The organism is Bosea sp. F3-2 (genome assembly GCF_008253865.1).
GTDB lineage: Bacteria > Pseudomonadota > Alphaproteobacteria > Rhizobiales > Beijerinckiaceae > Allobosea.
Window position 1 is genome coordinate 3,553,700 of record NZ_CP042331.1, and the last position, 19,254, is coordinate 3,572,953.

General features: G+C 64.2%; 18 protein-coding genes and 1 pseudogene. 11 read left to right on the forward strand and 8 right to left on the reverse strand.

Annotated features, from left to right (window positions below; all coding sequences use genetic code 11):
* Positions 1-26 precede the first annotated feature (26 nt).
* From FQV39_RS16365 to FQV39_RS16375, 3 genes are all read right to left on the reverse strand, one after another.
* Complete coding sequence (locus tag FQV39_RS16365; RefSeq protein ID WP_187639951.1) at positions 27-1,430, reverse strand: glycosyltransferase; 1,404 nt, start codon at positions 1,428-1,430, stop codon at positions 27-29.
* Position 1,431: 1 nt separating this feature from the next.
* Positions 1,432-2,640, reverse strand: coding sequence for a glycosyltransferase (locus FQV39_RS16370; RefSeq protein WP_187639952.1), 1,209 nt, complete (start codon positions 2,638-2,640; stop codon positions 1,432-1,434).
* A gap of 147 nt (positions 2,641-2,787) precedes the next feature.
* A complete protein-coding gene (locus tag FQV39_RS16375; protein ID WP_149131253.1) occupies positions 2,788-3,267 on the reverse strand; it encodes a UDP binding domain-containing protein in 480 nt (159 codons plus the stop codon).
* A gap of 466 nt (positions 3,268-3,733) precedes the next feature.
* On the opposite strand from FQV39_RS16375, the gene FQV39_RS33750 reads away from it, so the two are divergent.
* Both FQV39_RS33750 and FQV39_RS16385 read left to right on the forward strand, forming a co-directional pair.
* Positions 3,734-3,889 (forward strand): GMC oxidoreductase, encoded by a 156-nt coding sequence (locus FQV39_RS33750; protein WP_248313036.1) that lies wholly within the window; start codon positions 3,734-3,736, stop codon positions 3,887-3,889.
* 516 nt (positions 3,890-4,405) lie between these two features.
* Positions 4,406-5,215, forward strand: coding sequence for a hypothetical protein (locus FQV39_RS16385; protein WP_149131254.1), 810 nt, complete (start codon positions 4,406-4,408; stop codon positions 5,213-5,215).
* 34 nt (positions 5,216-5,249) lie between these two features.
* Here the strand turns inward: FQV39_RS16385 and FQV39_RS33195 are convergent, their stop codons facing one another.
* A complete protein-coding gene (locus FQV39_RS33195) occupies positions 5,250-5,411 on the reverse strand; it encodes a hypothetical protein (protein ID WP_187639953.1) in 162 nt (53 codons plus the stop codon).
* A gap of 407 nt (positions 5,412-5,818) precedes the next feature.
* Between FQV39_RS33195 and FQV39_RS16390 the strand changes: the two genes are divergently transcribed.
* The 3 genes and pseudogenes from FQV39_RS16390 to tnpC all read left to right on the forward strand — a co-directional run bounded on the left by FQV39_RS16390 (position 5,819) and on the right by tnpC (position 8,243).
* Positions 5,819-6,259, forward strand: coding sequence for a transposase (locus FQV39_RS16390; RefSeq protein ID WP_248313037.1), 441 nt, complete (start codon positions 5,819-5,821; stop codon positions 6,257-6,259).
* Between the two features lie 2 nt (positions 6,260-6,261).
* A complete protein-coding gene (gene tnpB, locus FQV39_RS16395; protein WP_472840596.1) occupies positions 6,262-6,609 on the forward strand; it encodes an IS66 family insertion sequence element accessory protein TnpB in 348 nt (115 codons plus the stop codon).
* Positions 6,610-6,677: 68 nt separating this feature from the next.
* A pseudogene (gene tnpC / locus FQV39_RS16400) lies at positions 6,678-8,243 on the forward strand (IS66 family transposase).
* A gap of 16 nt (positions 8,244-8,259) precedes the next feature.
* On the opposite strand, the gene FQV39_RS16405 reads toward tnpC, so the two are convergent.
* Complete coding sequence (locus FQV39_RS16405; protein ID WP_149131256.1) at positions 8,260-9,213, reverse strand: class I SAM-dependent methyltransferase; 954 nt, start codon at positions 9,211-9,213, stop codon at positions 8,260-8,262.
* A 261-nt stretch (positions 9,214-9,474) separates the two neighbouring features.
* On the opposite strand from FQV39_RS16405, the gene FQV39_RS16410 reads away from it, so the two are divergent.
* From FQV39_RS16410 to FQV39_RS33760, 3 genes are all read left to right on the forward strand, one after another.
* On the forward strand, positions 9,475-10,020 hold the full coding sequence (locus tag FQV39_RS16410; protein ID WP_210251109.1) for an ERF family protein: 546 nt from the start codon (positions 9,475-9,477) through the stop codon (positions 10,018-10,020).
* Positions 10,017-10,421, forward strand: a complete 405-nt coding sequence (locus tag FQV39_RS33755; protein ID WP_248313038.1) for a YqaJ viral recombinase family protein — start codon at positions 10,017-10,019, stop codon at positions 10,419-10,421. The genes FQV39_RS16410 and FQV39_RS33755 overlap by 4 nt, the downstream gene beginning before the upstream one ends.
* Positions 10,422-10,630: 209 nt before the next feature.
* Positions 10,631-10,801 (forward strand): hypothetical protein, encoded by a 171-nt coding sequence (locus FQV39_RS33760; protein WP_248313039.1) that lies wholly within the window; start codon positions 10,631-10,633, stop codon positions 10,799-10,801.
* A 17-nt stretch (positions 10,802-10,818) separates the two neighbouring features.
* On the opposite strand, the gene terL is transcribed toward FQV39_RS33760, so the two are convergent.
* On the reverse strand, positions 10,819-11,760 hold the full coding sequence (gene terL, locus FQV39_RS16420; protein ID WP_248313422.1) for a phage terminase large subunit: 942 nt from the start codon (positions 11,758-11,760) through the stop codon (positions 10,819-10,821).
* 604 nt (positions 11,761-12,364) lie between these two features.
* Here terL and FQV39_RS16425 point away from each other — a divergent pair.
* From FQV39_RS16425 to FQV39_RS16435, 3 genes are all read left to right on the forward strand, one after another.
* On the forward strand, positions 12,365-13,777 hold the full coding sequence (locus FQV39_RS16425) for a mannose-1-phosphate guanylyltransferase/mannose-6-phosphate isomerase (protein WP_149131259.1): 1,413 nt from the start codon (positions 12,365-12,367) through the stop codon (positions 13,775-13,777).
* Between the two features lie 581 nt (positions 13,778-14,358).
* Positions 14,359-16,023 carry a GMC family oxidoreductase gene (locus FQV39_RS16430; RefSeq protein ID WP_149131260.1) on the forward strand — a complete coding sequence of 555 codons (1,665 nt, stop codon included), beginning with the start codon at positions 14,359-14,361 and terminating at the stop codon, positions 16,021-16,023.
* A gap of 455 nt (positions 16,024-16,478) precedes the next feature.
* Entirely contained in the window at positions 16,479-17,006 is a 528-nt protein-coding gene (locus tag FQV39_RS16435; protein ID WP_149131261.1) for a hypothetical protein, read from the forward strand.
* Positions 17,007-17,031: 25 nt separating this feature from the next.
* Here FQV39_RS16435 and FQV39_RS16440 read toward each other — a convergent pair whose 3' ends face one another.
* Entirely contained in the window at positions 17,032-18,246 is a 1,215-nt protein-coding gene (locus tag FQV39_RS16440) for an MFS transporter (protein ID WP_149131262.1), read from the reverse strand.
* A gap of 18 nt (positions 18,247-18,264) precedes the next feature.
* Positions 18,265-19,236, reverse strand: a complete 972-nt coding sequence (locus tag FQV39_RS16445) for a D-2-hydroxyacid dehydrogenase (protein ID WP_149131263.1) — start codon at positions 19,234-19,236, stop codon at positions 18,265-18,267.
* Positions 19,237-19,254 lie beyond the last annotated feature (18 nt).

Genomic DNA, 19,254 nt, shown 5'->3' on the forward strand with positions numbered 1-19,254 from the left:
GTCGCTTGCGTTGATCTGGAGAACTTTCAGCGGGGTCCACTCCCATCGCGGCGGAGCGGCACGCCGAGCGCTTGACGATAGAAGTCTCGGATGGCCGGTGTCATCACGGACTGATCGAGGCGAGACCGGATGATCTCGAGATTACGTACCGCCGCCTCGTCAACCAAGGCATCATCCGCCAGTGCACGTTCGAACCGCGCGCAGATCTCTTCGAAATCGTCGGGAGAGACGGAGAAGCCGGTCTCACCCTGCACGAACCATTCCTCGCAGCAGGAGGTGTTGGTCTGAACCGGAAATGCACCCATCAGCATCGCCTCGAGCACCGAGGTCGAGATTCCATCGGAGATGCTGACGGCCAAATAAGCTCGGGCGCGTCCGAAGCATTCCAAAATCTCGTCATGCGTGGCGAGATCGATGACGCGGATGTTGAGGACACCAGCAGCCTTCAATTCGAGCGCGCGGGCTCGGGGACGGGCACCGACCGAAAACATGACGATCTCATAGTCTTTCAGGCGGTCGGCGAAACGCTCGAGCACAGCAAGGGAGACCATGGCACGGCCGGCGAAATGATCGTAGCCCTTGACCATGATGAGCTTGCGCTGCGATGGCGGGGTTTGGTCGCGCAAGCGCTGGGCGGCATCAACATTGATGCCCCCGGAATTGGCCAGAATTGGCAATTCGGGGCCTTGATAACCAAAACTGCGTCCGAGCGCGAGATCGCGGCGGCATTCGCAGGAATAAAGGTCGACCGCCTCGCATACGCGCCGGATTTGACGCGCATGCGCTTCGTCGCGACCGAAGTAATAGATGTCACTGCCCCAGTTCGTCGCGAGCCAGCGCGGGAAGCCACGGGATGGACTTTCCGCAAGCATGAGATCGCGCGCTGCCAGCACAAGGTAGGCGTTGTGCTGGAATTCCAGGGAGTGGATGAGGTCCGGCTGCACATCGGCGATCACTTCGGCCAGCATCTGCGGGCCATGGAGCGCCATAATGGTTTCCTCGCTTTCGTCGGGACGGCCGAGCCGCACCCGCGCCTGCGGATCGTCACCATCGAACGGAACCGGACGAACGCGAAGAGGGCTTCCATCCCGCGGCGGTGACTCCGGCGCGGGCGGTGGCGCCGCACGGCGGGCGAGCTTCTCCCGCAGCAGGCGGATCGCGTCCAACGGATCCTTGAGCACATGCCGAAGAAAGCGTACCGCCCGCCGGCTGATCGAAACCGACGGTGCGGCGACAACAGGCGATGCGGGCGTCGGTCGGTGGAACGTCAGGCCGCGGATGTAAGCGTGTGGAGGAGCAGGGTCGACCGGATACAAATGCAAGTCAAAGCCCGCGTCCAGGAGAGCTTCGATCCAACGTGCCGCATGCACGGAATGATGCATCGCCACGAACAGGATGCGGGGGCGTCTTCCATCCGACAAAGGCTTCATTCTATGCGACCTCGCCAAGCGCAGCCGAAAAGGCCGCACGGGCGCGATCGACGCCAAATTCCTTCGCCGCGACCCGCGCGTTGGCGACGAGATGGGCCCGCAGCGTCGCATCCTCGCTCAACCGGGTCAGGGCCTGTGCGAGCGCCTCGACATCCGGTTGATCGATCACCAGCCCCGCCTCGCGCGCCGTGAAAAACGACGATACGAACGACCCTCGCGGCGCGTGAACGACGACAGGCCGTCCCGAGGCGAGATATTCCGCAACCTTGGCGGGTGCCGATGAACGTACGACCTCTGGGATCGGAGATTCGAAAGCAAGGGGTAAGAACAAAATGTCGGCCTCGCGCTGGCGCATCAGCGCCTGCTCCTGCGGCAGGTGGTCGAAGCGATGAACAAAGGGGCCGACAAGACCGTTGTCACGAACCTGCGCCTCGCTCTGCGCCGTGTGGACATGAAGATGGAAGCGCCCCTCAGCCCGCTCCAGCGCAGCGATCAGATTCCGGAAGGCGCTGGCCTGCGCGCTGTAGACCGAACCGGTGTACAGCACCGTCCAGGGAGCTTGCGCGCTCGGCGGGGGGCCTGCCTGCGCCACGCGGTCCGAACCAATCTTCCCCAGCTCGATCTGCTTCAGAGCGACCGGATTGCGGACGATGGCCATGGAGGTGCCAGGAACGCGGGCGCGCACATCCTCGGCCAGCACCTCATTCGGGACGATCACCTTCGCCGCGCGCGCCGCCCACCGCTTTTCCCAGAACCGAGCCAGGCTACGATAAGGCCCCTTCTCCCATTGATAGACAGGATCGTCGAACAGATAGGCGATAAAGGGCAGTTTCAAGCGCCTTGCAGCAATGGCGGCGGCCGGCAGATCGAAGGGATTGCCGCTGCACCCCACGATCACTTGTACCGGATGCTGCTTGACCGCTGCCACGATTTCGCCTGCGCGCGCCCAAACGTCCCGCACCAATCCGGCGAAATTGTTGAGGCGCTGGATATGCTCGTTTCCAAGGGTCCGCATGATCTGGAACCTCGGCGACGACAGCGCAGCGTAAACGCCAAATCCAGCTTCGCCCGGGTCGAGCGCCTGAAGTTGATCGGATAGAAACAGATGCCGCGACTCGCCGCGCTCTTGCGCCAGAAGCGCGCCCAGCACCCGCGCCTGACCGCTGGCAGAGGGCGGCACAGCAGTTGTGACGATCGCTAAGCGCTTCATTATACTGCGTACTATGTCCTGAAAAGCCGAGAAGCCCGAACCTGGCCAGCGCGGCGAGCGCATAGCACCCGCCCGACGGCACGGTCAACGGCAGGGATTTCCCATGCCCAAGTGGGCAATCGCTCAGGCTTGGCTTGGCAAGTCTCGTCAGGCCTTGATCACGTTAGCTGCGAAGGCCCCGTTCCGCTCGCAAGCATTGCGCGTATCGACAATCAGCCGAGCTTCCGCGACGAGCCTTTTGTAATCGACAGCGTCGTGGTCGGTGGCGATGAGAACGGCATCGAAATCGCCTATCGTGCCGGGGGCGAGGTCAATGGATTGGCGCCCGGCAAGGCCGCCATGCTCCCTGGTCTGCGGAATGATAGGAACATGCGGATCGTGATATGACGCATAGGAGCCTCGTTGCTCGATCAGCTCGATCAGGCGCAGTGACGGGCTTTCGCGCATATCGTCGACATTCTTCTTGTAGGGAGCGCCGATGACGAGAATCCGCGCTCCGTTCAGTCCGCGCGCGAAATGCTGATCCAGACCTTGCGCGAGCCGTTCGACAACCAGATACGACATCGCAGTGTTGATTTCGCCTGCCAGCTCAATGAAGCGCGCCGAGCTTCGATGCTGGGTACCCATTGCTGCTCCTCGTGAAAAGGATGCATGCGAATGCCTAGCAATCCCACCTTCGGCCACATCCTCGCAGCCATGACAAGTATGATCCGGTCCTATGTCGGGGCGAGAACTTCAACTCGTTTCCGGCGCGGCGACTCGCGATTGGTTTTCGAGCCAAAATTAGCCACAGAGAAGCAGTACGGATATGCAGATCCACGCGCTGACACACCTTTCCGACCTATTTCAGATTGCTCCTTCACTGCCGACATAACGGGCAGGTCCGCAACACCAAGGAGGACCGGTAGGTCGCGATCGAGGCGCTGAAGCTGACGCGACGGATCGTGGCACAGGCACCCTTGGCACGCTTCCGGTCGGAAGAATATCTGCCGGGCGATACGGCCCAGCCCGACGAAGCGCTGCTGAAGGCAGCCGCTAAGCTCCGCACGACGATCTTCCACCCCGTCGCAGCCGCGACGACGATCCGGGCGCCATGCTGGACGAACGGCGGCGTGTCCGCGGCGTCTCGGGCCTGCGCGTCATCGACACCTCGGTGATGCTGGCGATCACATCCGGCAATACCGGAAACTCGACGATGATGATCGCCGAGAAGGGCGTGGCGATGCTGCTGGAGGAAGAATACCAATAATGGCACCAAGTAGTGCGAAGCGGTCGGCCGGCGTCCTCGGTAAAAGGGAGCGGACAGAGAACGTCTATCGCTTCGAACGCGAGAGCGCACGGGGGTGAAAATCAAGCCGTTAGCGTGATCCGCCACCTCCGATGGATCAATCCATCGAGCGGCCGATCACTACGAGATGAGGGCAACGGCCCGAACTGGTCATGCGAACGATCTAGTTGAACTTGACGGATGGCATTTTCTTCGTTTGGGGTTCCGCGGCAGAAAATGTTCGATCGAGGAGTGCGGTCTCCGAACTAGGAATGCCGCCCTCGAGCGTCCGGTGATAAAGCGTTTGGAGGGGGCCAGTGGGGCCGATCGGGAATGCCGCGAATGCGACGACCTTGGAGCCGGTTTTCGGCGACTATTCTTGTAACTATTGCCACTGCGGCCGTAGCCACATGGCTTTTCACCTTAATGGCTGATCCGTATGATACGGGTCGTTTCGCGGCTTTTGGCAAGCGACCACTGTCATCGATATCAACTCGGATGGCTATCGCCAGTCTCGGCCGAAATGATCGGTTCGATGCAGCGGTTATCGGCAACTCGCATGTTGCTCCTCTATCGCCCCATCGGCTTTCCACTAACACCGGCCTAGAGTTCGTATCTCTGACTCTTCCAGGAGCGTCGGTTCAACCCGAGTTGCAACTGCTGAAGTGGTTCCTCACCCATCGAAAAGCGCCGCCAAAGCTGATCGTCGTCGGCATCGACGATGTTTGGTGCCGACAATCACCAAAATATGCGGAGGAACCAGCGCTTCCGACTTGGCTCATCAGCGACAATCCATTGTCGTATGCGGCAAAGCTATTTCGCTACGACAGTGTAGAGCAGGCGGTACAGCGGTTCACCAATTCCGGGAGATCCGTCGCGCGACCGCCTGATCCTCGTGGTTTTTGGGACCTCGAACTGGACTATAAATGGGAAGAAGAGAAAATCCGCTCCGAGCTTGCTAAGCCCTGGATTCATTCGATCAACTTGTCCGGCAGTTATCCGGCCTTGGGATTGCTTCAGCAAACGCTGTCGTTCGCCCCACCCGATGTGGCCGTGGCGCTGATCATGCTCCCCGTTTGGGCCGATACGCTGCCACAAGGAGGCGCCGAGCTGATCTCCGAGGGACTGTGCAAGCGCGCATTCAAGAACTTCGCCGAGTCTCTTAACCGTGGAATATTCATTGACCGCAGAAAGGCAGATACACCCACGAAAACCCCAAAGAACTTTTTCGATAGAACCCATTATAGAGCGCCGATCGCCGAGCAGGTCGAAGCCGAGCTAATCCAAGAGTTCCAGCGTCTCTTGTGAACTTGCTTACTGGAGGGGCGATCTAGCGCGCGACTTAGGCGCGATCACCGAGCTTTACGAAGCTATGATCGCAATAGTTGTAGATCCTGGTGTCGACGATGCTCCACTCGGCATAAAGACCAGCAATTTGAATGTGCCTGAAAGGCTGGTCCCCGAGTATCAAACGATGGCCAAAGACCTTGAGGAAGTAGGTCACGATCATTTTCCAGTGCCGGGCGCGTCGGGCAGTTCTCGTACCAATGTTTCACTTGTTCTGCCCCAACCGTCAGCCGAAGGAAACAGAGCGGCGACAAGCCCAAATTTCCATATCGACGGTGTTTCTCGAAAGGATGAGGCGTCTCCGGCGGTACGAACCATCGGTTTATGGGGCCAATGAATCTAATTTTAGCCTTTGGTCGATTAACTCCGCCCTTTTAATGCCGAGTGCGAGCTCACCCGGAATGCCACAATAACACGGCTGCAGCTGTCTTAGAGAACGTCGGGACCGATTGTGGGAGGGCCGTGCGGCCCGGCGTCCTTGCCCAGCCATGAGTAAGCGCTCGGCCGTTCCCCTCGTGCGCGGAGAGCTCAGAATATGCCAAGCCTCCTGTTCAGGAGAACGGGATGGTTGGGATGGAAGCGGACGGCAAAATGGGCGTCCATTTGGACGTCTCGACACCTGGCTACGCCGGCCGGCTTGAGGTTGTTGAAGGCCCGACGGGTCGGCGGGTTCGCTCTGCGTCGGAGAAGGCGCGGATTGCGGCGGAGAGCTTGATGCCGGGAGCGCAGGTGAGCGCGATTGCCCGCAAGCATGGCGCGACGCGCTGGCAGATTTATGATTGGCGGCTGCGCCTTCGTCTGGGAGAGCTTGTCCTTCCGGAGAGCCAGGAACCGTTATTCGCGCCGCTGCTCGTGGAAGAAGCGCCGCTGCCGCGGGTGACGCCGAAGCCGCCGAAATCGGCACCGGCGAAGGTCGAGATTGCGATCAACGGTATGGTAATCCGAACGACGGTCGAGGTCGAGCAGTTGGCGCAGGTGATCCGTGCGGTGCGGGCTTCGCGGTGATTGTGCCGGGCGCCGATCTGAAGATCTACGTGGCGACGCGTCCGGTCGAATTCCGTCGAGGCCTTGATGGGCTGGCGGCGGCGGCACAGGAGATGCTTGGCCTTGATCCCTACAGTGGGGCCGCCATCGTCTTCCGTGCCAAAAGGGCGGATCGGATCAAGATCTTGGTCTGGGACCGCACTGGACTGGTGCTGGTGCACAAGCGGCTTGAGGGCTCGAAGTTCGTCTGGCCGCAGCTTCGCGGCGGCGTGATGCGGATGTCGCCTGCGATGTTTGCGGCGTTGTTCGAGGGGCTGGATTGGAGATTGGTTCGGCCCGAGAGGGTTCGGCGTCCGCAGCTTGCCGGGTAGGTGCGGCACACTGACTCAGGCCCGTGCCGGGAATGGCGCTGACGGCAGATCCGTGCTCGAAATAGCCCATGAACGTCGCCGTTCTCCATGATGAGGTCGAGCGTCTGAAGGCCGAGTTGGCGCAGACGCAAGAGGCCCTGGCTCAGTCCGAGGAAGCGCGGCGGCTGGAGAGCATCGTCAGCGACCTCCAGCGCGAGAAGTTCGGCGCCCGGTCCGAGAAGCTCTCCGTCGAGCAATATCATCTGCCGCTGGGGACGTCGAAATCGCCCAGGGCGTGCTCGATGCAGCCCACGAGAAGGCGCAGCGGATCATCAAGGGCCGCCCGAACGGCGCCGGCGCGTCTCACCACCGCAATTGCGGTCATCTGCCGGCCCATCTGCCGCGGGTCGAGCGGATGATCGAGCCGCAGAGCAGGCTGTGCCCGTGCGGCTGCGGCGAAATGGCGAGGATCGGCGAGGACGTCAGCGAGCGGCTGGACGTGGTCCCGGCGCAGTTGCGCGTGCTGGTTACCCGCCGCCCGAAATATGCCTGCCGCCGCTGCTCGGGCGCGGTCGTGCAGGCCCATGCCCCCCGAGCATGTGGTGCCAGGCGGCCTACCGACTGAAGCGCTGATCGCCCAGGTCATCGTCGCCAAATTCGGCGACCACTTACCGTTCTATCGACAGGCCGAGATCTATGCCCGCCAGGGCATCCGGCTGGATCGGGCGACATTGGGTAACCGGGCTGGCCGGGCCTGCTTCCATCTCAAGCCCATCGCCGATCGCATGCGCCAACATCTGGCTGCGGCGGAACGCTTGTTCATGGACGAGACCACCGCGCCGGTGCTCGATCCCGGGCGCGGGAAGGTCCGGAAAGGCTTCTTCTGGGCGATCGCGTCCGATGATCGCGGCCATGCCGGCCAGGATCCGCCGATCGTGCTGTGCCACTATGCGCCGGGACGCAGTGGCGAGCATGCCGAACGCTTCCTTCAGGGCTTCCGCGGGCAGTTCCTCCAGGTCGACGCCTATGAGGGCTATGATCGGCTGACTCGTCTGGAACGGCCGCAGGGGCCGTGGCAACTCGTCCATTGCTGGAGCCACCTGCGCCGGCGCTTCGTCAAGCTCGCGCGCAACACCAAGTCGCCGATCGCCGAAGCCGCAGTCCGCCAGATTGCAGCGCTCTATGCCATCGAGGCAACCGTGCGCGGGGCCGCGCCGCAACTGCGGCTCGCCGCCCGGCGGGAGCACTCCGCGCCGATCATCGCTGCCTTCAAGCCGTGGCTCGAAAAGCAACTGTCGATGATCTCCTCCGGCTCCAGGCTGGCCGAAGACATCCGCTATGGGCTCGTCCACTGGGAGGGGCTTACCCGCTTCCTCGACAATGGCCGCCTCGAGCTCGACACCAACCCGGTCGAAAACGCCATCCGCCCAGTTTGCCTGACCCGAAAAAATGCCCTGTTCGCGAGGCACGAGGTCGGGGCGGACTGGGCACTGCTCTCATCCCTCGTCGCCTCACCCGTCGCCCATATTGCCGAAACCCTCGACGCCATCATCAACGGCCACCCGCAAAGCGCCCTCGAAGACCTCATGCCGTGGCGCTTCCGGAAACATCAAGCCCAAATCCGTAGGGCCGCGGCGCGGCGCTTACAGCCATGAGCCGCATGCCGCCTCTTCATTCGACGGGCTGTTGCTCCGGAGCGGCGCCGGCGCTGGAGCGCACCGCAAGCATGATCCCGCCAATACGGAGATCGCGTTCTGCGTAACCCGCGAACACAGCATCAAGAGCGCTCGGCAGTGGGGCGTCTTCGCGTACGACATCCCACAGAACCTCGACCTGCGCAGCCGGCATCGATCGGAAGATGCGCAGCCAATCTGATGCACGTAGTCGATTGCCTCGTGCATCCGCATCGCTTTCCCGCCAGTCGGTGTCGGCGGCGAGAAAGGCATGCGGATTATATCGGTAATCGAGATGGTCTTCGAGATGGATGGCATGCAAGGCAACGCCACCCGGGCGCAATGCGGCCTGCGTGTTGGCGACGATGGCCCTTACGTCAGCGAGCGGCAGATGCTCCAGCACCGAGGCGGAATGGATGAGGTCGAAGGTGCCGGCAAATTCCGTCTCCCGGCCAAAATCAGCCGGGGCCAGGTAGTCGATCCCGTGCTCTGAAAGTGCCTCGAGTGTCCAATTGCCAAGCTGATCAAGGCGGGTGATCCGTTCCGCAACGGTCGCCCCCGACGCCGCCGGCGCCAAAGCGGCCAGCAACACATCGCGGTCGGCAGACGTAAACGCGCGGCGCGCGAAATGCAGGTGCAAGAGGGGGTGAAAGTCGACAGCCACGACTCGCGTTGCCCCCGCGAGCCAGAACACCAGCGCCTCCGAGAGCAAGTGCCCGCTGCCGAATTCAAGGCAGGAACGGCCCTCGACGGAGCCACATGTGTCTCTAATCAGGGCAGCGAGCCCGGGCGCAATTCGGTCGATGCGCTTTTCGCCTCGGGCCCGGTGCCAAGCCCAGAGAGTGTGCGTCCAGTGTTGAGCATGGCCTTGGCCGCCGATGGCGCGCCGCAACGACCTGCGCAACGGCGTAGGCAAGCGGCCTACCAAATGAGCCAGAGTTTGCACTGGCACGGGTGATGCCCTCCAAAAGGACTAAACGGCACCCAAATCCGTTCGGCGGGGCGCACGACAACCGTGCAAAATCCGAGGCAAAAGTCCAGAAGTAGTTGTAGCGGAGTAGGCGTCTCTCAGTGAGGAACCTTCCAATTATTCAGTTTCGGACGATGCAGGGCGCCTGGTAATAGGCGGTCTTGAAAAAACGATCAGCTGTGTTTCGGATGCAAGTTTGACCCAATATGGCGGCAAATGGCGTGCGCGCGCCTGAGGCGGACAGTGAGCCGGCCAGCAATTGATACGCGCCGAGCTTTCGCAAGCAGACTGCACTCCGCGCTCGGCGCGAAGCATTATCGGCATGAGGGTCTAGCCGAGATCGCCCGGACGATCGGGCCGATCCTGGCGCGCCACGGTCTAGCCTACCGCTTCCGCTCCAAGACCGAAGGAGAGCACGTCACTGTCATCTGCGTGATCTCGCACTGCGAGGGCCATAGCGAGGAGAACAGCCTCTCCGCCGGTGCCGATCACAGCGGTGAGAAGAACGCCATCCAGGCGATCGGCTCGACGCTGACCTATCTGCAGCGGATGACGCTGAAGGCTGCGCTCGGCCTTGCAGCCGCCGATGACGATGACGGCAAGGCGGCCGGAGCTGGCGAGACCGTCACGCGCCAGCAGGTTCGCGAGCTCACCGCCCTGATCGACGAGGTGGGCGCCGAGCGCGAGGCGCTGCTGCGCTTCTTCAAGATCAAGGGTTTTGCCGAGCTCCCGGCCCGCCGCTTCCGGCAGGCGCTGGTGATGCTCAACGCCAGGAAGAGACGGGAATGACCATGCTCGAAATCGTCAACTGCATCCAGGGTTCGCCCGAATGGGCACAGGCACGCCTCGGCATCCCGACGGCCTCAGAGTTCGCCTCGATCCTGACCAAGGGACGTGGCGGCGCCGAGAGCCGGACACGGCAAAGCTATCTCTACAAGCTCGCCGGGGAGCGGCTGACGGGCGAGGTCATGGCGTGCTTCAGTTCGCCGCATCTGGAACGCGGCAGGCTGATGGAGGAGGAAGCTCGCAGCGCCTACAGTTTCGTCACCGGGCTCGATTGCGAGAGCCTCGGCTTCCTGCGCCGCGGCCAGGCCGGCGCCTCGCCCGATGCGCTGATCGGCGAGGACGGGCTCCTGGAGATCAAGACCAAGCTGCCGCACCTCCTGATCGAGGCGCTGTTGAAGGGCTAGTTCCCGGCCGAGCACAAGGCGCAGTGCCAGGGCCAGCTCTGGATCTCGGGCCGGGCCTGGATCGATCTGGCCATTTATTGGCCCGGACTGCCGACCTTCATCTGCCGCGTCGAACGGGACGAAGCCTATATCCGCGAGCTCACAGCGGCAGTCGACGCGTTCAACGACGAACTCGATCGGGTCGTCGCCCGCGTCACGGCAAGGGCGAGGTGGCCAAGGCCCAGGCCATGGCTGCGCCGATCTATTCCGGCCGCGGCCTCGCCGATGCCATGGAAGCCGGCATGCTGGACGCCCAGCGCAACCACGCCCTGCGCCAGATCATGGTCGGCTGCATGGCGGGGCGCGGCTACAGCATGACGCCGGTTACGGTGCAGCCATAGACAAGCCCGAGCTTGCCTCAAGGGCGGGCGCGGCCCTTCGGACGCACGATCCGCTCCGGGCGCTCCCGGATCACCGGGGTCCGCGCCGTCAGAAATTTCAGCGCCTGGCTCGTCGCATCCACCTGATCGTCATGGCGCGCCAGCGGGAAGGCCAGAAGCTCACCCAGATAGTCGCCCAGCCAGTGCGCCTCGCGCGGCAGGAATACCTCAAACCGCGTGGCCTGCGCCATCGGCCGGGCCGTCTTCTTGATCCGCGATGGCTGCAAGAGTGGGTAGAGTACCCCGCTCTTGCGCAGATCCTGCGACAAGGCCCGCCCCAGCTCGGTATCCTCGATCAGTCTCGCATCGACATGATGGCGCTGCGACAGCTCGACCATCTTACGGCGTAGCTGCGGCGCCTCCCAGCGATCGCGCACCACATCGATCAGATAATAGCTCTGCCCCACTGCACCCCAGACTGTCCCGCCCGACCAGTCCGAATGCTCGGCTTGGGTCGAGGCTGTATCCCAGGATGCGATCGTCAGCTCGAAGGCTTCGGGAAGCTCATCATAATGCTGGAGCCAATCGCGCTTGATGATCTGCCCCTCGGCCGGCAGCGGGTTTTGCTGATACTGCGCCGAGAAGTTTAACGCGCCGAGATTGAGCTTGGCGGCCCCCAGCCAAGCCCGTGTATCGCGGCCGGGATGAAGCCAGTTCGCCGCGGCGACGCTGATAGATTGCCACGCCTTGATGCTCTCCGCGATCATGTGGATCTGCTTGCGCGCGTTGCGCGGCGACGGCGTCAGCTGCGCGAGCGCCTTCATCACGATCTGCGGCGCGAAACACGCCGCTGCCTGTTCGAGGATCGGGTCGTCGGCAACGCTGCCGCGACGCTGGCGCGTCCGCACACGCGGGGTGGAGGATTCGGAGGACATTGCGATCGTTCCTTTTGCAAGGAGACGACCAGAGCAAGCGAGCACCCGCGGCAAAACGCGCGCCTCCGCATCGCTGCCGAAGGAGCTGGTCTCACCTAACGAGGGCTGCTCACCTAAAGTGAAATGCCTCAGTCTGGATGCCGGGACTCGAACTGATCGGTCTCGGCCAATGCCGACGATGATTCGTCGGCACCTATCTTCATAGCGCCCTCAGAGCGCGGATTCAAGGACTGATGTCCTGAGAACTAGGAACATATACTGGCTTTGTCCGCTCGAGGGCACTCTGCCGCCTGCCTCGCACGCCCTTCTGTCCGCTCGGTACCGGCGCAACCTCCCTGCCCGTGTGAGAGAAATTCCCAGCTACCTCAAAAACAGCTCCCTGCTCCGCGTCAGCTGGAATCCCTGCTGCCACAAGCGCCCCATCGCCTAAAGTGCCTTGAAAATCCCGGCGTTTCGCCAGCCCTGGACACCCCACAGGGGCAGCTCTCCTCGCCAAATTCCCTGATAATTCCCTCATACTAGGGAATTCTGGAGTATCGAGCTTTAGCTAGAGGGCATTCTTTATTCGCGGCGCCGCTAGACCGTTCGCCAAGACTTGTGTCGGTTCCGTAGACTTACTAGAGAACCGACAGTCAGGAGCGTGCAAAAGATGGTCTCAAAACTAGTCCCAGTCGTAATGTGTGGTGGGGCCGGTACGCGTCTTTGGCCGGTGTCGCGGGACACGATGCCGAAGCAGTTCATTTCGCTGCTGGGGCAGGGCTCGACCTTTCAACGGGCGATGCGGCTGGTGTCCGACCAATCCGTGTTCGCCGAGCCGATCGTGATCACCAACGCTGAGTACCGTTTCACGGTTCTCGAGCAGTTGCAGGCCATCGGGGTATCGGCGCAGATCGTGCTAGAGCCGATGCGCCGCGACTCGGCCGCTGCGGTGGCGGTGGCGACGGAGCTGGCGCTGGCGCGCGACGAGCAGGCCGTGGTCGGTGTCTTTGCCGCCGATCATATCGTCCAGGACGGCGCGCTCTTCGTCGAGACCTGCCGTAAGGCTGGCGCCGTCGCGGCACAGGGCCGGATCGTGACGATCGGCATCCCGCCGAGCCATCCCGCCACCGGCTACGGCTATATCCATCCGGGCGAGGAGATTGCCGGCGATGCGCGGCAGGTCGCAGCCTTCGTCGAGAAGCCCGATGCGAAGCGCGCCGCCCAATACCTGCTGGACGGCTATCTCTGGAACTCCGGCAACTTCATATTCGACGCCGCGACAATGCGCGCCGAGCTGGAAGCCTTCGAGCCGCAGGTGCTGGAACCTGTGGTCACGGCGGTTGCCGCCGCCAAGCCCGATCTGGATTTCCTGTTGCTCGACGCCGAGGCCTTCGGTCAGGCCAAGACGATCTCGATCGACTATGCCGTGATGGAGCGGACGAAGAAGGCGGCGGTCGTCGCCGGCAATTTCGGCTGGTCGGATGTCGGCGGCTGGTCGGCTGTTTGGGATCTGTCGGAGAAGGATGCCAACGGCAACGTCGTCGAAGGGCGCGGCTATGTGCTCGACGGCTCGAACAATCTCATCCGTTCGGAGGATGCCCTCGTCGCCGTGATCGGGCTCGACGATGTGGCGGTGATCTCGACGCGCGATGCCGTGCTGGTGGCGCCAAAGGCCAAGGCGGACAAGGTCAAGGAGATGGTCGCGCTGATCACCTCTAAGGGTGAGGCCGAAGCAGGAGCGCATCGCGAGATTCACAGGCCCTGGGGCAAGTATCTCTCAGTCGATATGGGCTCGCGCTACCAGGTCAAGCGCATCACGGTGAAGCCAGGCGGCGTCCTCTCCCTGCAGAAGCACTACCATCGCGCCGAGCACTGGGTCGTCGTGCGCGGCACGGCGGAGGTGACGCGTAACCACGAAACCATCGTCGTACACGAGACAGAATCGATTTATCTGCCGATCGGCTGCGTCCACCGCATGGCCAATCCCGGCAAGATCCCGCTCGAACTCATCGAAGTCCAAGTCGGCTCCTATCTCGGCGAGGACGACATCATCCGCATCGAAGACGTCTACAAGCGCGTCTGAGATGAGCAGCCTGAAATTCGGGATCTCCAGCCTGCGTGGCCTTGTCAGCGAACTGGCCGGCCTGCCGACTACAGCCATGTCCGCGCCTTCTGCGCACTGCTTCAGGAAGACGAAGCCCCCGGGACGGCAGCCGAGGTTCTGATCGGGCAGGATCTGCGCGCCTCAAGCCCTCTCATCGCCGCGCAGGTCGCACGGCATCGCCGATTCCGGCCTGCGCCCGGTCGATTGCGGTGCGGTTCCAACCCCCGGCCCTGGCTCTCGCCGCGAACAGACTGAGTGCATAGGGCGAAGCCAACCCGACAATCTGCGGCAACCGCTTCGAACAAGTTTCCCTGCAACTTCCCCGCAAATTTGGCGATCTGCCCAAGCCTCGTACGCCAGCGACGCCTCGTGCCAGATTAATGGCAACTCCTAGACCTGACCGCCGAAAGGCCCCCGCCGCGATGTAGACGCCGATCGGGCGCATCCTTTTCCCCCGACCGCTGTGCATATCCGCGCACTGTCGTGCCAGTTTGACCTGTGCCAAGCTGCTCTTCAGCCAGGAAACTGGCCGTTTTCGTCGATCACGCCTTGGAAGCCCCATGCTCGATACGCCTTCGACCGACCGCCGCCTGATTGGCACCTTCGACTACGTGGTCATCGGTGCGGGCTCGGCCGGCTGCGTGGTCGCCAACCGGCTCGCTGCCGATCCGGACACCAAGGTTCTGGTGCTGGAAGCGGGTGGCAAGGACGACTGGATCTGGTTCCACATCCCGGTGGGCTACCTCTTCGCCATCGGCAACCCCCGCGCCGACTGGCTGTTCCAGACCGAGCCGCAGGCCGGCCTTGGCGGGCGAGCGCTGGCTTATCCGCGCGGCAAGGTCGTCGGCGGCTCCTCGGCGATCAACGCCATGGTCTATATGCGCGGCCAGGCAGCCGACTATGACGGTTGGCGCCAGCGCGGCCTCGCCGGCTGGGGCTGGGACGACGTGCTGCCCTATTTCCTCAAGCACGAGGACCATATCGCGCCGCCGCCCGGCGGGATGCACCAGGCTGGCGGGGAATGGCGCGTCGAGCATCCGCGCGTGCGCTGGGCGATCCTCGACGCCATCCGCGACGCGGCCGAGGCGGCCGGCATCGCCAAGATCCCGGACTTCAACACCGGCGACAACGAAGGCTCCTCCTATTTCCAGGTGAACCAGCGGCGCGGGCGTCGGCTCAGCGCCTATCGCGCCTTCCTGAAGCCCCTGCTCGACCAGCGCGAGCGCTCTAACCTGCGACTGGAAACGCGCGTCCATGTCGAGCGCATCGTCTTCGAGGACGGCCGGGCGAAGGCGGTTGAGTTCACCCATGGCCAAGGCACGCAGAGCGAGGAGAAGCTCAGGGTCGAGGTGCGCGGCGAGGTCGTGCTGTCGGCCGGCGCCATCGCCTCCCCGCTCCTGCTCGAGCGCTCCGGCATCGGCGACGGGGCGCGGCTGCAGAGCCTCGGCATCGAGACGCTGATCGATGCGCCCGGCGTCGGCGAGAACCTGCAGGACCATTTGCAGATCCGGCCGGTCTACAAGGTGCACGGCGTCAAGACGCTGAACAGCGACTATGCCAGGATCTGGCGCCGGCCGCTGATGGCGTTGCAATGGGCGGCGCTGCGCTCCGGCCCGCTGACGATGGCACCGTCGCAGGTCGGCGCCTTCGCCAAGTCCGCGCCGCATTATGCGACGGCGAACCTGCAGTATCACTTCCAGCCGCTCTCGCTCGACAGCTGGGGTTCGGGGCTGCATCCCTTCGACGCCTTCACCGCGAGCGTCTGCAATCTCAGGCCGAGCAGCCGCGGCAGCGTGCATCTGCGCTCAGCCGGGCCCTACGGCACCCCTGTCATCTCGCCGAATTATTTCGACACGGAGGAGGACAGGCAGGTCGCGGTCGACGCGCTGAAGCTGACGCGACGGATCGTAGCGCAGGCGCCGCTGGCGCGCTTCCGGCCGGAAGAATACCTGCCGGGCGAGGCGGCCCAGTCGGACGAAGCGCTGCTCGAAGCCGCCGCCAAGCTCGGCACCACGATCTTCCATCCGGTCGGCACGGCGAAAATGGGCCGCGACGACGATCCGGGCGCGGTGCTGGACGAGCGGCTGAGGGTGCGCGGCGTCTCGGGCCTGCGCGTCATCGACGCCTCGGTGATGCCGACCATCACCTCCGGCAATACCGCCAACCCGACGATGATGATCGCCGAAAAGGGCGTGGCGATGCTGAAGGAAGATGCGCGCCGTTAGACCGGGCGGAGCGAAACGGCACTGCGAGTTCCGCACCGGCCGCCGGCCGACCCGCGCTTGCTGTAACGAGCGGCGGGCGAAAGATGGGGACGGCTGGCAGTGTGGCATGCGATCGCAATGGCCGCGCGCGACTCCCCTCCCCCTTGTGGGGAGGGGATGGGGGTGGGGGTCGCTCCGCTTGGTGACCGGTCCGAAATCTCGGTCGACCAGCGCCGCCTCACTTCGATACGCCGCCCCCAGACGTTCGCCCCCCACCCCTGTCCCCTCCCCACAAGGGGGAGGGGAAGAGCCTCCCGTCATGGCGCGACTCGCGTCGTTGCTTCTTAGCGAAAGCGAAGCAATCCAGAACGTCGAGTTCTGCCTTCCTGGATCGTTTCGTCGCGGCCGCTCCTCACGATGACGGGCAGCGCGTTGCATGGAAATGCCATAAATCCGGGCTTATGAATCCGGCTGCGATGTCCAACGAACTCCCGCCCCTGCCCGTGCCGGAGCGCGGCCCGCTCAAGCGCGGGCTGCTCGCGGCACTGCGCGCCATCCTCACCGTCTTCATCGTCTTGGATGAGCTGCTGCGGCCGCTCTACCGGCCGCTGATCCGTTGGCTCGCGAGCCTACGTTTCATGCGCAGGCTCGAGGAGACAGTCGCTGCCCTGCCGCGTCCGCTCGTCCTGCTGGCGCTGGCGATCCCCTTCGCCATCGCCGAGCCGCTGAAGCTCTTCGGCCTGCTGCTGTTCGCGCGCGGGCAATTCTGGACCGGGCTCGTCGTGACAGCCTTCGCGCATCTGATGAGCTTCGTCTTCGTCGAGCGCATCTATCGCGCCGGGCGCGAGAAGCTGTTGAGCTATCGCTGGTTCGCCTGGGTCATGGGACAGGTTGTGCGCGTGCGCGATCAGGTGCTGGGCTGGGTGCGTGCGTCGGCCGCCTATAGCTTTGCCATCCGTACCCGCGACGCCGCCCGGCGCTGGTGGCAGGGGCTCATGGCCTGAGCCCCACAATGGGTAACAACCTCAGCTAGCGCCCACTGCGCGCCAGCAACACGAGCGCGCTGGCGGCGAGCGCCGAGACGGCGATCAGCAGCAGCGTCGAAACCATGACGCCGCCGCGCTGCAGCGAAACGGCGAAGGCCAGCGGCGCCGCCGCCTTGATGACGAGGCCGGGCGCCGAGAGCTTGCCCATCGTCGCGCCGAAGCCAACCGGGCCGAAGAGCTGGAGCGGAACGGTGCCGCGCACGATCGAGCTCAGGCCCATGCTGATGCCGAAGGCGATGGCGAAGAGGCCCGCGACCACCGGCTGCGAGCCACCGACCAGCAGGAGCGCCAAGCCGAACGGCATGAGCCAGGCGGAAGCCCAGGCGGTGTTGATCGGCGAGACGGAGCGGCCGAACAGCATCTCGGCGAGGCGGCCGGCCACCTGCGACGGCCCGAGCATCGCGCCGATGCCGACCGCAACGGCGGCGCTGAGCCCGAAGCCCTGCAGCAGCGCCAGCATGTGGACGGCCATGGCCGAGATAACGAAGCCCTGCAGCGAGAAGGCCAGCGCCAGCAGCAGGAAGGCGCGGCGACGCGCATTGCCCGTCAGATAGGCCGCTTCCGGCTCCTGCGGCGCCGGCGATGCGGCATGCGCGGCCGACACGACCGGCCGCTTCACACGTCCCGGCAGGAAGACGAGATGCAGCGGCATGCAGACGAGGATCTGCGAGAGGCCATAGAGCCGGTAGACGCCGCGCCAGTCGAGGATCGCGAGCAGGCTGCTGGTGAGCGGCCAGAACAGGGTCGAGGCAAAGCCGCCGATCAGGGTGAGTTGGCTGATGGCGCGGCGCGCCTGGCCTCCCCGCGCCTGCGTCAGCGCCGCGAAGGCAGCGTCGTAGAAGACGGCAGTGGTGACCGCCTGCAAGGCCACCATCGCGAGGACATAGCTCACGATGCCGCGCGCCTCGGACAGCGCCAGCAGGGCGAGGCCAGCCAGCGCCGAGCCGATCGTCATCACCAGCCGCGTGCCGTAGCGGTCGATCAAGCTGCCGGTGACGGGCGCGACCGCGCCACCGAGGAGAAGACCGGCCGCGAAGCCGCCATAGGTCCATTCCGGCGCCCAGCCGAAGCTCGCGGTGATACGCGGCGCCAGCACGGTGAAGGCGTAGTAGAGCGCGCCGTAGCCGAAGACCTGCGTCACGCCCAATGCAAGGATGAGCGACGGCCCGCCGGGCCGTCCGAGTTTGGGCCAGGGCATGGCCGCCCCCTGTTCCCGTCAGACGATCTGGTTGCGCAACGCCGTCTCGCCACGGGCGAGGCGATCGAGATTGTCGAGGAGGATGTCGACCACATTGCCTTCATAGGCCCGGGTCTCGCCGGCACTGTGCGGCGTGACGATGACCTGCGGCAAGCGCCAGAGCGGCGAGGCGGCCGGCAGCGGCTCCTCATGGACGCAGTCGAGCCCGGCGCCGGCGATCCGGCCATTGCCGAGGGCATCGAGCAGCGCCGCCTCATCGACGACACGGCCGCGCGCGACATTGATCAGGAAGGCGGAGGGCTTCATCGCCGCGAGGATGCAGGCGTCGATCAACCCTTCCGTCTCGGGCGTCAGCGGGCAGGTCAGCGCGACGAAATCGGCTCCGGCCACCGCGTCAGTGAGCTTGTCGGGATGAACGACCGCTTCGACATGAGGCTGCGGCTCGGGGCTGCGCCGGACGCCAATGACGCGCATGTCGAAGGCGCTCGCCAGCTTCGCCAGCCTCAGGCCAATGCGGCCGAGCCCGACGACGACCAGCGTCTTGCCGCCGAGCTCGTCCTCGCGGCGGGCGCGGTCGCCGATCATCGGGCGCCAATACTGCTTCGCCTGGTTGTCGCGGGCGAGATGGATCTGGCGGGTGAGCGCGAGGATCAGCGACATCGCATGCTCGGCGACGGCCCGCTCGTTGACGCTCTGCGCACTCGCAAGGCGGATGCCGGCTGCTCCGATCGCCGCCTTGTCGAACTGGTCGGTGCCGGCGCTGATCGACTGGATGAAGCGCAGCTTCGGCAAGCGCGGCAGGAGATCGTTGCGCCACAGGCCGGAGACGACGAGCACATCCGCCTCGGGCGCGCGCTCGCGCAATTCGTCGAGATTGCGCACCTCGAAGCTCCTGGCGGCTCGTCCGCGCGTCGCGAACTCGTCGCCGAGCTGGTAGGCGGCGTGGGCGAAGCCGATCGTCAGTTCGCCTTCCGGCGGCAGGAATGCCATGCGTCTTCTCTCCCCGAA

What these genes read in the sequence shown, in the direction of transcription:
- FQV39_RS16365 (WP_187639951.1), bottom strand. Translation starts at nt 1,430, where the DNA reads ATGAAGCCTTTGTCGGATGGAAGACGCCCCCGCATCCTGTTCGTGGCG.
- FQV39_RS16370 (WP_187639952.1), bottom strand. Translation starts at nt 2,640, where the DNA reads ATGAAGCGCTTAGCGATCGTCACAACTGCTGTGCCGCCCTCTGCCAGC.
- FQV39_RS16375 (WP_149131253.1), bottom strand. Translation starts at nt 3,267, where the DNA reads ATGGGTACCCAGCATCGAAGCTCGGCGCGCTTCATTGAGCTGGCAGGC.
- FQV39_RS33750 (WP_248313036.1), top strand. Translation starts at nt 3,734, where the DNA reads ATGCTGGACGAACGGCGGCGTGTCCGCGGCGTCTCGGGCCTGCGCGTC.
- FQV39_RS16385 (WP_149131254.1), top strand. Translation starts at nt 4,406, where the DNA reads ATGGCTATCGCCAGTCTCGGCCGAAATGATCGGTTCGATGCAGCGGTT.
- FQV39_RS16390 (WP_248313037.1), top strand. Translation starts at nt 5,819, where the DNA reads ATGGTTGGGATGGAAGCGGACGGCAAAATGGGCGTCCATTTGGACGTC.
- FQV39_RS33755 (WP_248313038.1), top strand. Translation starts at nt 10,017, where the DNA reads ATGACCATGCTCGAAATCGTCAACTGCATCCAGGGTTCGCCCGAATGG.
- FQV39_RS16425 (WP_149131259.1), top strand. Translation starts at nt 12,365, where the DNA reads ATGGTCTCAAAACTAGTCCCAGTCGTAATGTGTGGTGGGGCCGGTACG.
- FQV39_RS16430 (WP_149131260.1), top strand. Translation starts at nt 14,359, where the DNA reads ATGCTCGATACGCCTTCGACCGACCGCCGCCTGATTGGCACCTTCGAC.
- FQV39_RS16435 (WP_149131261.1), top strand. Translation starts at nt 16,479, where the DNA reads ATGTCCAACGAACTCCCGCCCCTGCCCGTGCCGGAGCGCGGCCCGCTC.
- FQV39_RS16440 (WP_149131262.1), bottom strand. Translation starts at nt 18,246, where the DNA reads ATGCCCTGGCCCAAACTCGGACGGCCCGGCGGGCCGTCGCTCATCCTT.
- FQV39_RS16445 (WP_149131263.1), bottom strand. Translation starts at nt 19,236, where the DNA reads ATGGCATTCCTGCCGCCGGAAGGCGAACTGACGATCGGCTTCGCCCAC.